General features: G+C 64.2%; 7 protein-coding genes. 1 reads left to right on the forward strand and 6 read right to left on the reverse strand.

The window, feature by feature from the left end:
- Nucleotides 1-44: 44 nt before the first annotated feature.
- The 6 genes from glgX to NCS28_RS14940 form a co-directional block, all read right to left on the reverse strand.
- The gene (glgX, locus tag NCS28_RS14915) at nucleotides 45-2,270 is read right to left on the reverse strand and encodes a glycogen debranching protein GlgX (protein WP_250514537.1); all 2,226 of its coding nucleotides are present in this window, start codon (nucleotides 2,268-2,270) and stop codon (nucleotides 45-47) included.
- A 159-nt stretch (nucleotides 2,271-2,429) separates the two neighbouring features.
- Nucleotides 2,430-4,655, reverse strand: coding sequence for a 1,4-alpha-glucan branching protein GlgB (glgB, locus tag NCS28_RS14920; protein WP_250514538.1), 2,226 nt, complete (start codon nucleotides 4,653-4,655; stop codon nucleotides 2,430-2,432).
- Nucleotides 4,642-8,028, reverse strand: coding sequence for a maltose alpha-D-glucosyltransferase (treS, locus tag NCS28_RS14925; protein WP_250514651.1), 3,387 nt, complete (start codon nucleotides 8,026-8,028; stop codon nucleotides 4,642-4,644). Before treS ends, glgB begins: the two co-directional genes overlap by 14 nt.
- 94 nt (nucleotides 8,029-8,122) lie before the next feature.
- A complete protein-coding gene (locus NCS28_RS14930) occupies nucleotides 8,123-11,527 on the reverse strand; it encodes a maltotransferase domain-containing protein (RefSeq protein WP_250514539.1) in 3,405 nt (1,134 codons plus the stop codon).
- A gap of 312 nt (nucleotides 11,528-11,839) precedes the next feature.
- The gene (gene glgA, locus NCS28_RS14935; protein WP_250514540.1) at nucleotides 11,840-13,495 is read right to left on the reverse strand and encodes a glycogen synthase GlgA; all 1,656 of its coding nucleotides are present in this window, start codon (nucleotides 13,493-13,495) and stop codon (nucleotides 11,840-11,842) included.
- Between the two features lie 292 nt (nucleotides 13,496-13,787).
- The gene (locus NCS28_RS14940) at nucleotides 13,788-14,444 is read right to left on the reverse strand and encodes a DUF1345 domain-containing protein (RefSeq protein WP_250514541.1); all 657 of its coding nucleotides are present in this window, start codon (nucleotides 14,442-14,444) and stop codon (nucleotides 13,788-13,790) included.
- Nucleotides 14,445-14,530: 86 nt separating this feature from the next.
- Between NCS28_RS14940 and NCS28_RS14945 the strand changes: the two genes are divergently transcribed.
- Nucleotides 14,531-15,031 (forward strand): sugar dehydrogenase complex small subunit, encoded by a 501-nt coding sequence (locus NCS28_RS14945; RefSeq protein WP_250514542.1) that lies wholly within the window; start codon nucleotides 14,531-14,533, stop codon nucleotides 15,029-15,031.
- The last annotated feature ends 7 nt before the right edge of the window (nucleotides 15,032-15,038 follow it).

Here is a 15,038-nt window from a genome sequence, read left to right on the forward strand (position 1 = left end):
GCTATCAAGGCGATTTTCCGCGGATGTGCAACGGGTTGCGTGCGTCACTGCGGCGCGTCGGTTGCGGGCCCGCGATGCGGCGGTATCGTGCCGGGATCGGGCGGCAGCGCGGTCAGAAGACGCGGCCCCTGATGCGCGCCCGCCATCCACACCGCCTGCCAGTCCGCGTCGCCGGTCGGCTCGGCCAGCATCACCACGACGCTGTGCGGGGCCAGCTCGATTTCGCTGCCGACGAGCGGCCGCGTGACCGAGTCGGGCTCCGCGCTATCAAGGAGCACGTTCCATTCCAAGTGCGGCGCGGGCGGCGTGAACACGAGCGCTTGCGACGATGCGTTGAACATGATGAGCAGCACGTCGATCTCGCCGTCGATGCCCGGCCCGGCCCGCCGCAGCGTGAGCGCGCGGCCTTCCGGATCCTGCCATGCTTCGATCGCGAGCGCGTTGCCGCGTTCATCGAACCAGCTCACATCGTAGAGTCCCGGCAGTACTTCGCGATCGCCGTAAAGGAAGCGTGTTTCGCGCAGCACCGGGTAGTTTTTGCGCAGTGCAATAACTCTTGCGACGAACTCTGTCATCTCGACGCCTTGCGGGCTCGCCGCCGCGTCCCAGTCGAGCCAGGAAATCTCGTTGTCCTGGCAATAGGCGTTGTTGTTGCCTTGCTGCGTGCGGCCGAATTCGTCGCCGGCGAGCAGCATTGGCGTGCCGAGCGACAGCAGTGTAGTCGCGACCATCGAGCGGGCGAGACGCGCACGCACGTCGAGGATCGCGGGGTCGTCGGTCGGGCCTTCCACGCCCCAGTTCGCGCTGCAGTTTTCGTTGTGGCCGTCGTTGTTGCCTTCCTGATTCGCTTCGTTGTGCTTGTGCGAATAGGCGGTGACATCGGCGAGCGTGAAACCGTCGTGCGATGCGACGAAATTCACCGATGCCCACGGCTTTCTAAAGCGTCGATTGAACAATTCGGCGGAGCCGGTGAGGCGCGCGGCGAGATCGGGGCGCATGCCCGCATCGCCGCGCCAGAAACGCCGTACGCCATCGCGATACTTGTCGTTCCATTCCGCGAAGCCCGGCGGATGATTGCCCACCTGATAGCCGTCCGGCCCGATGTCCCACGGCTCGGAGATGAGCTTGCGCGTGGAGAGGACCGGGTCCTGACGGACCGCGTCGAAGAAGCCCGAGCCCGGATCGAACCCGTGACCTTCGCGGCCAAGCGTGACGCCGAGATCGAAACGAAAGCCGTCGATGTTGAACGCGGTGCACCAGTAGCGCAGCGAATCCATCACCATCTGCAGCACGCGCGGATGCGACAGGTTCAACGTATTGCCGCAGCCCGTTTCGTTGATGTAATGGCGTTCGTCGCCGGGAATCAGCCGGTAATAGCTCGCGTTGTCGAGGCCGCGCCACGAGACCGTGGGTCCGAGCTCGTTGCCTTCGCACGTGTGGTTGTAGACGACGTCGAGAAACACTTCGATGCCTGCCGCGTGCAACTGGCGCACGGCGATGCGCATTTCGTTCAGACGATGCGTCGAGAGATAGGAAGGCTCCGGCGCGAAGAACGCGGCGGTGTTGTAGCCCCAGTAGTTCTTGAGACTGCGCTCGATGAGGAAGCGGTCGTTCAGAAACGCGTGCACCGGCAGGAACTCGACGGCGGTGATGCCGAGCTTCTGCAAGTGCTCGACGAACCACGGCGACGAGAGCGCCGCGAACGTGCCGCGCTCGTGCTGACGGATGTCGTTGCGCAGCATGGATGCACCGCGAACGTGCGTCTCGTAGACGATGGTTTCGCCCCAGGGCGTGTCGGGGCGCACGTCGCGCGACCAGTCGAAGGCGTCGTCGGTGACGATGCACTTGGGCATCGCGGGCGCGGAATCGCGGCGATCGACGGACATGTCGAGCCGGTTCGAATGCACGCGATAGCCGAAGAGCGCGTCCGACCAGCGCCACGGACCGACGAGCTTCTTCGCGTAGGGATCGAGCAGGAGCTTATGCGGATTGAAGCGATGCCCTTGCTGCGGCTGATACGGGCCGTGGGCGCGGAAACCGTAGACGGTGCCGGGATGCGCGCCGGGCAGATAGCCGTGCCAGATTTCGTCGGTGCACTCGGGGAGGTCGAAGCGCATCAATTCCTTGCGGCCGGTGCTGTCGAAGAGACAGACTTCGATGCGATGCGCATTCGATGAGAACACCGCGAAGTTGACCCCCAGACCGTCCCAGTTGGCTCCGAGCGGGTAGGGCGCGCCCGGGAGCAACTTATCGGGGAGTGCATTTGCCATTGGGCGTGTCCTTTTTTGCCGGTTCGGCGCAGGGGATTGAGCTATGCCCTTGATTTTTCGCCGGATCCGTATTCATGTCGGTTCATTAGCACTGCATAGCCATAAACCTGGAACAAACCGGGACCGGCGACAATTCAAGCGCAAGCAGAAATCACACCCTTAATCGGCCCGCAACACAATCGTCGCCAACGGCGGTAACGTCAACGCCGCCGACTGCTCCCTCCCATGACTCGGATAGTCATCCGTATGAATAACTCCGCCATTTCCCGTATTCGACCCGCCATAGATGGAAGCATCGGAGTTAAAAGCCTCGCTCCATCGCCCGCGCCGCGGCAATCCAATCCGATAAACCAGCCGAGGCACCGGCGTCATATTGCACACGACGACCAAATCGCGCCCCTCGGCATCCGTGCGCCGATACGCATACACGCTGTTCGCATTGTCGTCGCCGATGATCCACTCGAAACCGCGCGCATCGCTGTCCAGCTTATGCAACGCAGGCTCGCTCGTATAAAGATGGTTCAGATCGCGCACGAGTTTCTGCAAGCCGCCATGTAGCGAATCGTCGAGGAGATGCCAGTGCGGCGATTCATCGTGATTGAACTCCGCGAACTGGCCGAACTCGCCGCCCATGAACAAGAGCTTCTTGCCCGGATGCGTCCACATGAAGCCGAAATACGCGCGCAGATTGGCGAATTTCTGCCAGCGGTCGCCCGGCATCTTGTTGATGAGCGATCCCTTGCCGTGCACCACTTCATCGTGCGACAAAGGCAGCACGAAGCGTTCGGAATACGCATACACCATCCCGAACGTATAGAGATGATGGTGGTACTGCCGATACACCGGATCTTCCTGCATGTAATGCAGCGTGTCGTGCATCCAGCCCATGTTCCACTTGAAGTCGAAGCCGAGGCCGCCGCTCTCGACATTCGCCGTCACGCCCGGCCATGCGGTCGATTCCTCCGCCACCGTGATCGCGCCCGGAATCTGCCGCACTTCATGATTCAGCCGCTTCAGGAACGCAATCGATTCGAGATTCTCGCGCCCGCCGTAGATGTTCGGGACCCACTCGCCCGCCTTGCGCGAATAGTCGCGATACAGCATCGACGCGACGGCATCGACGCGCAGTCCATCGATGTGATAACGCTTCAGCCACGCGAGCCCCGATGCGATCAGGAACGCGCTCACCTCGTTGCGGCCGAGGTTGTAGATCATCGTGTTCCAGTCCTGGTGATAGCCCTCGCGCGGGTCCGCATGTTCGTAGAGCGGCGTGCCGTCGAACTGCACGAGACCGTGCGCGTCGTTCGGAAAGTGCGCCGGCACCCAGTCGATGATCACGCCGAGCCCCGCTTCGTGCGCCCGGTTCACGAACTCCGCGAACTGCTCCGGCGTGCCGAAGCGCGCGGACGGCGCGAACTGCCCGAGCGGCTGATAACCCCACGAGCCGCCGAACGGATGCTCCGCGATCGGCATGAATTCCAGGTGTGTGAAGCCCATGCCCTTCGCATACGGAATCAGGCGCTCGGCAAGCTCGTGCCAGTTCATGCCGCGATTGCCTTCCTCGGGCACGCGCAGCCACGATTCGGCATGCGCCTCGTAAATGGCGATCGGCGATTGCGGCGTCTGCTTGCCGCCGCGCGTGGCCATCCAGTCGGCATCGGTCCAGGCGTAGTGATCGATCGCATCCGCATCCGCGACGACCGATGCCGTCGAGGGCGGCTTCTCGCTCTGCATCGCGCAAGGATCGGCCTTTAGCGGCAGCGTATGCCCGTCGCGCGTGACGATCTCGTACTTGTAGCGCGTGCCCGCGCCGATTCCCGGAATGAACAGCTCCCATACGCCCGAGCCGTAACGCAGGCGCATCGGATGACGCCGGCCGTCCCACGTGTTGAAGTCACCGACGACCGACACGCGCCGCGCATTCGGCGCCCACACCGCGAAGCGCACGCCCGCGACGTTGCCGTGCGTGACCGGCCGCGAGCCGAGGCATTCGAGCACCGCATACGGGTCCGCATGCGAGAGGCGCGCGAGCCATTCATCGGACAACACGGGGCCGAACGAGTACGTGTCGTGCGTCTCTTGCGGCGTGCCGTGCCAGTCGATCTGCAGACGATACGCCGCCGGCCTTTCGACGAAGCCCGCGTAGAGCCCCGCATCGTGGATGCGCGCGAGCGAGCCGATATGCTCGCCGTTGCCCGCATCCGTGACGCTCACCGACGACGCGCCCGGCAGGAAAACGCGCACGACATGTCCCCGATCGGTTTCATGCAGGCCGAGCGTCGAGAACGGGTCGGGATGCCGGGCCTCGACGAGCGCGTCGATGTCGAGCGGATTGAGACCGTGCGCGGGATTCCTGGAATCCGCCGGATCGCTACGATTGTTCATGGTGGGTTCCATCCGGATTGTCCTTGGTTGCTCCGAAGACGGGTCGCGTGCCCGGCGCGGGCGGCTCGCCCGTATCGCCCAGCAAGCGGCTCGCGAGCGACGCGAGACCCCGCAACGGAAGGCCGATCCAGGTCGGCCGGTTCGCTGCTTCGTAGCGGATTTCGTAAGCGGCCTTTTCGATCAGGAAGAGATCGAGCAACGGCTGGAACACGTCTTTGGCCGCGACCGGTTCGGGCGACGATGCGATCGCCGCCATGTATTCCCGCAAGAAGCTCTCCTCGGCGTAGGCGCGCAGCCGTTCGAACAGCGCGCGCTTGCGATCCGCCGTCTGGGCGGGCGCGTTTTCGGTCGTCGATTGCGCGGCCGCGCTCGCATACGACAGCGAGCGCAGCAGGCCCGCGACGTCGCGCAACGGGCTTGTTTTGCGGCGGCGCTCTTCGAGCGGGCGCGCGGGCTCGCCTTCGAAATCGATCAGATACGCATCGCCCTGCGCCATCAGCACCTGACCGAGATGGAAGTCGCCGTGGATGCGGATGCACAGCGCATCGGCGCCCGGCGCGACGAGTTTCTTCACGGCATCGACGAGCAGCGCGCGGCGATCGAGCAAGCTCTGCGCGAGGAAACGGTCGTGCTCGTTGAACTCGCCGCTCTTTTGCGCAAGGATATCGAGCGCCGATTCGAGCAGCTTCAGCGTGCCGTCGATCCAGCCCTTCACGTCCTCGGGCGTCGCGCGTTGCGGCGCGAAGGCTTCGTCGTCGGTGGGCGACGCGAGCGCGACATGCAGTTCGCCCAGCCGCTTGCCGATCACGCCCGCGATGTTGCCGTAACCCGCGAGGCCTTCGACCTGCGCATCGCGTTCTTGCGTATGCTCCTCGGATTCGACGACGACCGCGAGTTCATCGACGATACGGCGCAGATAGTCGAGCGCGTAGTTCCACGCATCGCCCTGATTGTCGATGTAACCCTGCAGGATGATGAGCGTATGCGGCACGCCTTGCGGATCGACACGCACGACTTCGCCGTACAGCGGGCCGGTGTTCGCATAGCCGAGCTTCGTCAGATAGCGGCTCATCTCCGCTTCCGGATGAATGCCGCCGACGACGCGCCGCACGAGCTTCAACACGACCTTGTCGCCGATCACGAGCGAGCTGTTGCTCTGCTCGGCCGCGAGCCAGCGGATCTCGGGCAGATCGGCCGGATAGTAGTTGAGCTCGTTGAGGCGCTCCGTCGGAATGAAACGGATCTCGCTCTTTTGCACCGTCGGCACGACCGCGCGTTCCTTCAGCTTGCGCATCACGCCGTAGGTGAATTGCGGCACCGCGAACGCATCGGTCAGATGCCCGATGTTGCGATTGCGGCGCACGCGCGCCAGCGCGAGCTGCATGTAGAGCGGCGAGGTCGTCTCCGTGCCCCACGCGATGGAAAGCGGCAGCACGTAGCGCTCGCAATGATCGCCGACATCGGCTTCGATTTCGGTGAAGGCGAAGCCCGCGCCTTCGATCGTCGTCAGCGCGGCGAGACGCACGCCATGCAGCTTCTGATCCTTGGACGCGAACCAGCGGCGCTTGCTCAGGTAATTCGGCAGCACTTCCGATTCGAGCAGACGCACGTTTTCGGGCGTCGGCCCCGTTTGTCCCGCGCGAATCACCATCGTCACGAATTCGGGCAATTGCTCCGAAGGCGCCTGCGCCCACGCCGGCCGCATGTTCCCGGGGCAGAGCTGGAACCACAGGAAGCCGTACGGCGGGAAGGTCAGCAGATACGTGAGCTTGCCGATGGCCGGAAACGGCGAATCGGCGGTCATTTCGAGCGGCACCGAGCCATCGAACTCCGAGAGGTCGAGCTCCACCGCTTGCGGCGCGCGCGACAGATTCGCGACGCACAGAATCGGCGGCTCGCCTTCGAGCTCGCGCAGATACGCGAGGATCTTGCGATTCGCTGGCCGCAAAAAGCGGATCGTGCCGCGCCCGAACGCATGCTTCGAGCGGCGCACCGCGAGCATCTTGCGCGTCCAGTTCAATAACGAATGCGGATCGCGGCTCTGCGATTCGACGTTCACCGCATCATAGCCGTAGAGCGAGCCCATCACGGGCGGCAACACGAGCTGCTCGGGATCGGCGCGCGAGAAACCGCCGTTGCGGTCGGACGACCATTGCATCGGCGTGCGCACGCCGTCGCGGTCGCCCAGGTGAATGTTGTCGCCCATGCCGAGCTCGTCGCCGTAATAGATGACGGGCGTGCCGGGCATCGACAGCAGCAGCGAATTGATCAGTTCGATGCGGCGGCGGTCGCGCTCCATGAGCGGCGCGAGACGCCGGCGAATGCCAAGGTTCAGGCGCGCGCGGCGATCGCTCGCATACGTGTTCCACAGATAGTCGCGCTCGGAGTCCGTGACCATTTCGAGCGTGAGCTCGTCGTGGTTGCGCAGAAAGATCGCCCATTGATTCGTGATGCCGAGATCGGGCGTCTGCCGCATGATGTCGGTGATCGGAAAGCGGTCCTCGCTCGCGATCGACATGTAGATGCGCGGCATCAGCGGGAAGTGGAACGCCATGTGGCATTCGTCTTCATCGCCGAAATATTCCTTTACGTCTTCCGGCCACTGGTTCGCTTCGGCGAGCAGCATGCGATTCGGATACTCCGCGTCGATGGTCGCGCGAATCTTCTTCAGGATCGCGTGCGTTTCGGGCAGATTCTCGTTGTTCGTGCCTTCGCGTTCGACGAGATACGGCACCGCATCCAGCCGCAGCCCGTCGATACCCATGTCGAGCCAGAAGCGCATCACGGAGAGCACTTCCTTGATGACCGCGGGATTGTCGAAGTTGAGATCGGGCTGATGCGCATAGAAGCGATGCCAGTAGTACTGGCCCGCGACCGGATCGTGCGTCCAGTTCGACGGCTCCGTGTCGATGAAGATGATGCGCGTCTCTTCGTACTTCTTGTCCGTATCGGACCACACGTAGTAGTTGCGGTGATTCGAGCCCGGCTTCGCGTGCCGCGCGCGCTGAAACCACGGATGCTGATCCGACGTGTGATTGATGACGAGCTCGGTGATCACGCGGATGCCGCGCGCGTGCGCTTCCTGGATGAAACGCTTGACGTCCGCGAGCGTGCCGTAGTCCGGATGTACGTTGCGGTAGTCGGCGATGTCGTAGCCGTCGTCGCGGCGCGGCGACGGATAGAACGGCAGCAGCCAGATCGTGTCGACGCCCAACTCCGCGATGTAGTCGAGCTTCGCGAGCAGGCCGGGGAAATCGCCGATGCCGTCGTTGTTCGCATCGAAGAAAGACTTGATGTGAACCTGATAGATGATCGCGTCCTTGTACCAGAGCGGATCGTCGCTGAGAATCGAGGCTTTCTTGTTGCGCTTCACCCTTGTATCCACGGTTTCGCTCCAATGTCCTTATGGGCCGAATGCATTGCTATTCGCCCTTGTTATGGGTGTGCTCTCGTTCGTTGCTGAGGATTCATCCTTCCTCGTCGGGCCGCGGCTTCGGCAAGCCCCACGTCGGCGAAATGCGCCAGATCGCGAACGGCAGCGAATGCGGATTGAGCCGCACGTGCTGACGCCGTCCGCGCCATTCGAAGCGCTCGCCCGTCACCTGATCTTCGACCGCGATCGCATCCGCTTCGTGTACGCCCCAGCGTTCGAGCGTCTGCCACGGCAAATCGATATCCGCGCCTTGCTCGTTGAACGGATCGAGATTGATCGCGACGAGCACGACGTTGTCGCGCGATGCGTTCGCCTTCTCGAAGAACAGGACGTGATCGTTATGCGCGGGCAGGAAGTTCACGCCGAGATGCGTCTGCAGCGCGGGATTCGCACGGCGAATGCGATTGAGCGCGGTGATCTCGGTCACGATGTTTCCCGGGCGATTCCAGTCCCACGCCTTGATCTCGTACTTCTCGGAGTCGAGATACTCTTCGCTGTTCGGCAGCGCGGCGGATTCGCAGAGCTCGAAGCCGCTATACACGCCCCACAAGCCCGATAACGTCGCCGCCAGCGCCGCGCGAATCACGAAGCCCGGACGCCCCGAGCTTTGCAGAAAGCGCGGATTGATGTCCGGCGTATTCACGAAGAAGTTCGGGCGGAAGAAATCCTTCGCGTCGGTCTGCGTGAGATCGTGCATGTATTCGATGAAATCGCGCTTGCTCTCGCGCCACGTGAAGTACGTGTACGACTGCGAGAAGCCGAGCTTCGCAAGCCGATTCATCACGCGCGGCCGCGTGAATGCTTCGGCGAGGAAGATCACGTCGGGATGGCGCGCGCGCACGTCGCCGATCACCCATTCCCAGAACGGAAACGGCTTCGTATGCGGATTGTCGATGCGGAAAATGCGCACGCCAGCCGCGATCCAGTGCAGGAAGACATCGCGCAAAGCGAGCCATAACTCGGGCTTCGCGTCCTGCGCATAGAAGTCCGGATTCACGATGTCCTGATACTTCTTCGGCGGATTCTCCGCATAACGCAGCGTGCCGTCGGGACGCCATGCGAACCACGTCGGATGTTCCTTCAACCACGGATGATCCGGCGAGCACTGCACCGCGAAGTCGAGCGCGATTTCGAGACCATGTTCGTGCGCGGCTTCGAGCATGCGCTTGAAGTCGTCGAGATTGCCGAGCTCCGGATGCACGGCGGTATGCCCGCCTTCCTTGCCGCCGATCGCATACGGGCTGCCGACATCGCCCGGTTGCGCGTTCAGCGTGTTGTTCTTGCCCTTGCGATTCGCGACGCCGATCGGATGAATCGGCGGAAAGTAGAGCACGTCGAAGCCCATCTCGCGAATGCGCGGCAGCTTGCCGATCACGTCGATGAACGTGCCGTGACGGTTCACGTCGTCGCTCATCGAGCGCGGGAAGATCTCGTACCAGCTCGCGAAGCGCGCGGCGGCGCGTTCGGCATCGATGCGATACACGACCGGATCGCGGGATAAAAACGGACGATGCCGCGCCGCTGCGACGGCCTTCGCGGTCGCCGGCGCGAGCGTGAGTTCGAGCTTGCGCGCGTCGCTCGCCTTCGTGAACTCCTTGACGATCGCTTCGAGCGGGGCGCTGTCGCTGTCGGCGTCGTCGGCGGTCTTCACTTCGGCGAGGATCAGCGCGAACAGGTGCTTCGCTTCCTCGACTTCCAGTTCGACGGTCTGCCCGGCCTTCAGCTTCTTCTGCATATGATCGACGAGCGACGCGTAATCGTCGCGCCACGCCATCACGACGAACTCGTGACGGCCCACGCGTTCGAGCGGAATGCGCGCGGTCCACAGATCGAGGCCGGCGGGTTGCACGGCGCGCATCGGCGCTTCGTGCCAGTCGGTCTCGTCGGCGGCGCGCCATTGCACGGCGGCGGCGATCTTGTCGTGGCCTTCCGCGAAGATCGCGGCCTGAATCTCCACCGCCTCGCCCACGATGCGCTTCGCCGGAAAGCGTCCATGATCGACCGAAGGCGTCACGCTTTCGATCGACACGCGCGGCGCGGCGATCGCTTCGGTCACGGCCTTCTTGTCGGCGGCCTTCGCGCCGCGCTTCACTTGCGGCTGCGCGAGCAGGATGAACGGTTCGGCTTCCGCGCGGAAGAGGCGCACTTCGCCCGCCTTGAGCGTGAACGGCGCGAGGCGTTCGGCCTTGCCCATGGAATCGTCGATGAGCGCAAAGCGCGTGTAGTTGCCCGGCACCGATTCGAGCAGATGCAGCGTATCGACATGCACGGGCGCGACGAGATCGGGATTGATCACGGCGAGCACGGCGTCGTTGCTGTTGCGCAGATCGCCGCCATCCGCGCGAATGAGCGCCGCGTACGGCGTGCCCGCGCCCGTCAGCGCGCGCAGTTCGCCGACGCTCGACAGCGTGCCCACGTTGCGCTGCAAGTCGTTCGCGCGTTTGACGCGCGCCGTGAGATCGATGCGCTTCTCGTTCTTCGCACGTTCGTATTCGGCGGCGATGCCGTACTGCGGCGACATCGGCAGGGCGACGCCGTACTCGAAACCCATCGGCACCATGATGCCGGTGCCGAGCGCGGCGGCCGTGTCGAGCACGCGTGTGTACGCGCGTTCGACGAGCGCGGTGTCGCTCGTGTCGGGGAGATCGGCGATGAGCCGCGCGCCGAACGGATCTTCCGGAAATGTGATCGGCGATGCGATGCGCGAGAGTGCCGCGTGCTCGTCGAAGAGCCACGCGCTCTTGAAGTCCCACCAGCGCGTCGAGGCGAACACGGCGTCGAACGCGGCGTCGGCGAGGCCGTGCAGATCATGGCGCGTGACGCCGATGGTCCACGCGAGCCAGCGTGTCTCGGGATGCTTCTCGCGCACCGCGGCACCGAGCCTGCGCCACACGTGCGCGGGCACCGCATGCGGCGAATCGAAGCGAAAGCCGCCGACGCCCGCATCGGCGAGCAAGTTCAGCTCGCGCGCCCACCATTCGGTCAGATGATGCGCCGCCTCGCCATCGGCGAAGTTGGCCCAGGCGACATCGCGCTGACTCGGCGGCTTGCGCGGATCGAGCCGCGCATCGGCGCTCTCGAAGGGCTGGAACCAGTGTTTGTTGTCCTGATAGAGACCGCCTTCCGTGCTCACGCGATCGATCACGATATCGACGAGCAACGTGAGCTCGTGCTTCTTCGCGGCGTCGGCGAGCTGGCGCAGGCCGTCGGATGCGCTCGCATCGGATTCGAAGACGGAATGCAGCCGATGATGATCCGCGACCGCCTCGCGATGCCCGTTGCTGCCGGGCACGAACGGCGAGCCGATCAGGACGTGATCGAAGCCGAGCGCGGCCGCATGCTCGAACTGGGCGGGCCAGTTCGCGAGCGGGCCGACGAGCAGGGGATCGATGAAGTAGATACGTGGCGCGTACGCATGATGAGCTTGATGGTTTTCCATCGTTCGTCTTTTCCAGAGTCGTCCTGCGGTGGCGGGGATGCGGGCATCAATCGCGATCACGCTCACGGGCCAAACTGCTGAAGAGCCGGTCCGCACTGACGGAATCGCGCGGAGCTCAGGCGAAATCCAGATTAGCGCTGGTCGCGCTCACGGTGGGCGCCACGATCCCAAGTGATTTCCTTCGGTCGTCCCTGAAGGGATTTCCTTCGGTCATTGCACGGGGCGAGGCAGCACGTTGCGTGCCGCGCCCGGCGACTGTCCGGTTCAGCTTTGCATCAAGGCACTACTATGGAACAACTGCGCGGCCCATGCTCATGCGGTGCGCGCAAGCGAATGCGCGTTCCGAACCTGCGCCTGCGCGGGCGCCTGCATGCCGTCGGGAACGCGGCGCGTGCGCAACGTCGAGCGGCTCGGACGCGCGTCGCTCAGGCCGACATACAGTGCGACCATCGTCGTGACGGCTTCGTTCCATCCGAAATCGCAGGACATCGCGTTGCGCTGCAGCGCGCGCCACACTTGCGGACGCATATAGGCATCGAGCGCGCGGCTCGCGGCGTCGATGACATCGTCGGCGCTTTCGCCGTCGAAGAGAAAGCCCGTGGGCGCGTGCGAGGCGCGCTCTGCGGGCATCGAAGCAATGGGCATGTCATGCGTGCCATCGCGTAGATAAACCGAAGGACGCAGCGCGTCGCGCTCCCCGTGTCCGGCGTTTTGAGCCGCATCGACGATGGTGTCGGCGAGACCGCCCACGCGGGAGGCGACCGGCAGCGTGCCGTAGCGCATCGCATACATCTGCGTGAGGCCGCACGGCTCGAAGCGGCTGCCGTGTAGGAGCAGATCCGCGCCCGCGTGCAAGGCGTGCGCGCGCCGTTCGTCATATCCGATATACACGCCCACGCGATCCGGCCATTCCTGGGCGAGTTTCCTGAAAGCCTTCTCGATGTACGCTTCGCCTTTGCCGATCACCGCGAGTTGCAGGCGCGGATGTTTCTCGAGCAGCCGGGGCAGCGCCTCGACGACGACATCGGCGAGCTTCTGACCGGTCATGCGGCTGCCGATCGCCATGAGCGGTGCGAACGGATCGACGGGCAGGCCGAACTTGCGTTGCAACGCACGCTTGCAGGCGTGCTTGCCGCGCATGTCGTCGAATGAATAGTTGCGTTCGATGAGCGGATCGGCGGCGGGGTTCCACGTCTCTTCATCGATGCCGTTGACGACGCCGACCAGTTTGTCCGCACAGCTTTGCAGCACGCCTTCCATCAGATGACCGAAACGCGGCGTGAGAATTTCGCGCGCATAGGTTTCGGAGACGGTCGTCACGCGATCGGCATGCACGATGCCCGCTTTCATCAGACTCAGCGCGCCGTAGAACTCGATGCTCTTCGGATCGCTCAACGCATGCACCAGCCATTTTTCCGGCACGCCTAGCGACGCACCAAGCGAGAGCGCGTAATTGCCTTGGAATGCGAGATTGTGGATCGTGAATACGCTTTTCGCGTGCACGCCCGCGTGTTTCATCAAGAGCGGCGTCAGGCCCGTATGCCAGTCGTGCGCATGAACGATGTCGGGTTTCTTCACGCCGCGCACGCCTTCCGCGATCCTGACGGCGGCGGCCGAGAGCGTCGCGAAGCGGATCGCGTTGTCGGGATAATCGCGGCCCTGCGCATCCTGGTAGAGACCGGTGCGCGCATAGAGCGCGTCGCAGCGCAGCAGCAGCACCGGCAGGCCGGTGCCGGGCATGCGGCCGCGCAACAGCACCGCATCGCCGCCGGGCAGGCCCGTCAACGTGCCGACCTTGCTCAGGCCTTCTGCCTGGGCAATCGCGTTCGGGTAAGCGGGAAGCAGGATAGTGGCATCGACGCCGGCTTCGCGCAGCGCGGCGGCGTAGGCGCTGACCATGTCGCCGAGTCCGCCGGTCTTGGCGAGCGGGACGGCTTCGGAGGCGACCAGCAAAACATTCAAAGGCAAAGTGGGCTCCTGAGCAAGAGGAACGCGCGGGCGGCAAGCCGCGCATGCGAGCGCTGATCGGCGTTTCGTGTGAATGGACTGGCGCAATGCAGCAATCGGTGTGCCACGAACCGGCGCGCATGTGCGTTGCAACACGTTCACGTGCGCCCATGGCGCAAAGAGACCGCCGCCGCACGCGTTCGGCAATCACGAAACGGCACGAGCGTGCCGCGTGTAAAACTGACTGCGGCGCGCGCCGCGTTTTTACACGGCGTATCCGATGAGCTTATGGAGCCCGCGTGACAGCGACGTTTCAGCCGCCGACCATGCTTGCGGCGATGTTGATCGAGAGCCCGAGCACCGCGAGATTGAAGAAGAACGACAGGACCGACTGGGCGAGCGCCGTGCGCCGCGCCGATGTCGAGGCGAGAGCGATGTCGGCGGTCTGCGATGCGACCGCGATCGTGAAGGAGAAGTAGAGGAAGTCCCAGTAATCCGGCCTCAGATGCCGGTCGGGAAACCGGAGGGCGGGATCGTTGTCCGGCGACTGATAGTAGTGCCGCGCGTAGTGCAGCGTGAACATCGTCGGGATCAGGAACCAGGCGCCGAGCATCGTCGCGCCGGTCAGCACATAATGCAGCACCGCGCCGGCGCCCATGTTCTTCGCGGTCGATAACTCCACGACGATCGCCACGATGCTCGCGATCGCCGCGACGCTCACGACCATCAGGACGGTCGCGGCGTTTTCGTCCTCGCGTTCGGCGAGCGCTTGCACGTCGCTCTGGCGTGCGGTCGCCATCTTGAGCCAGATCAGCACGAGATAGAGCCACACCGCCGAGTCCCATCCGATCAACGCGCGCGCGGTCGGCCGCAGATGTGCAGGAACCAAAGCGGCGACGGCGCAACCAACCAGGAGGGCGATCAGGGCGCGCGGCCGGTAGCGCAGGACGGGCGGGAGAATCTGCTTCATTTCGTTTTTATCCGCATGAGAGCCGGGCTGCGCTCGATGCCAGCGATTATTGCCCGAACGCCTTTCGGCAACCTGAGGAAAGCCGCATGAAAGCGCCTGAGCGCGTGTCGTTCGTGAAGCGGCGGGGAATCGTGGGCGGTGCGTGCGCGTCCGTCGCGTGGCCGTGGCTGCCGGCGCGCGCTCAGCAGCCGTCGCGAGCGGCGGGATTAGACAAGTTCGTCGCGGTATCGGCGCGGCTTACCGGGCGCGCGAGCTTCGATCCGCTTCTGGCCGATCGCGTGCATGCCGCGCTCACGCGAAACGTTCCCGAGTTCGCCGCGAAGATCGCCGCGCTCGACCAGTGGATCGCGACGCACGGCGGCACGCCCACCGACGTCATCACCGCCGCGCTCGAAACCACGCGGCCCGAGCTCGCGAAGACGGTGAGCGCGCTGATGCGCGCGTGGTATCTCGGCATCGTCGGCGAGCCGCCGCATGTCGAGGTCGTTGCGTACGAACGCGCACTGATGTTCGATCCCGTCGGCGACATGCTCACGATTCCCTCATACTGCCGCGGCGAGCCGGCCGACTGGGCGCGCAAGCCCTGAGCGGCGG

The organism is Caballeronia sp. INDeC2, assembly GCF_023631325.1.
GTDB lineage: Bacteria > Pseudomonadota > Gammaproteobacteria > Burkholderiales > Burkholderiaceae > Caballeronia.

Bases quoted from the DNA above. Each gene is read 5' to 3' on its own strand.
- glgB (WP_250514538.1), bottom strand. From the start codon at position 4,655: ATGAACAATCGTAGCGATCCGGCGGATTCCAGGAATCCCGCGCACGGT.
- NCS28_RS14930 (WP_250514539.1), bottom strand. From the start codon at position 11,527: ATGGAAAACCATCAAGCTCATCATGCGTACGCGCCACGTATCTACTTC.
- NCS28_RS14940 (WP_250514541.1), bottom strand. From the start codon at position 14,444: ATGAAGCAGATTCTCCCGCCCGTCCTGCGCTACCGGCCGCGCGCCCTG.
- glgX (WP_250514537.1), bottom strand. From the start codon at position 2,270: ATGGCAAATGCACTCCCCGATAAGTTGCTCCCGGGCGCGCCCTACCCG.
- NCS28_RS14945 (WP_250514542.1), top strand. From the start codon at position 14,531: ATGAAAGCGCCTGAGCGCGTGTCGTTCGTGAAGCGGCGGGGAATCGTG.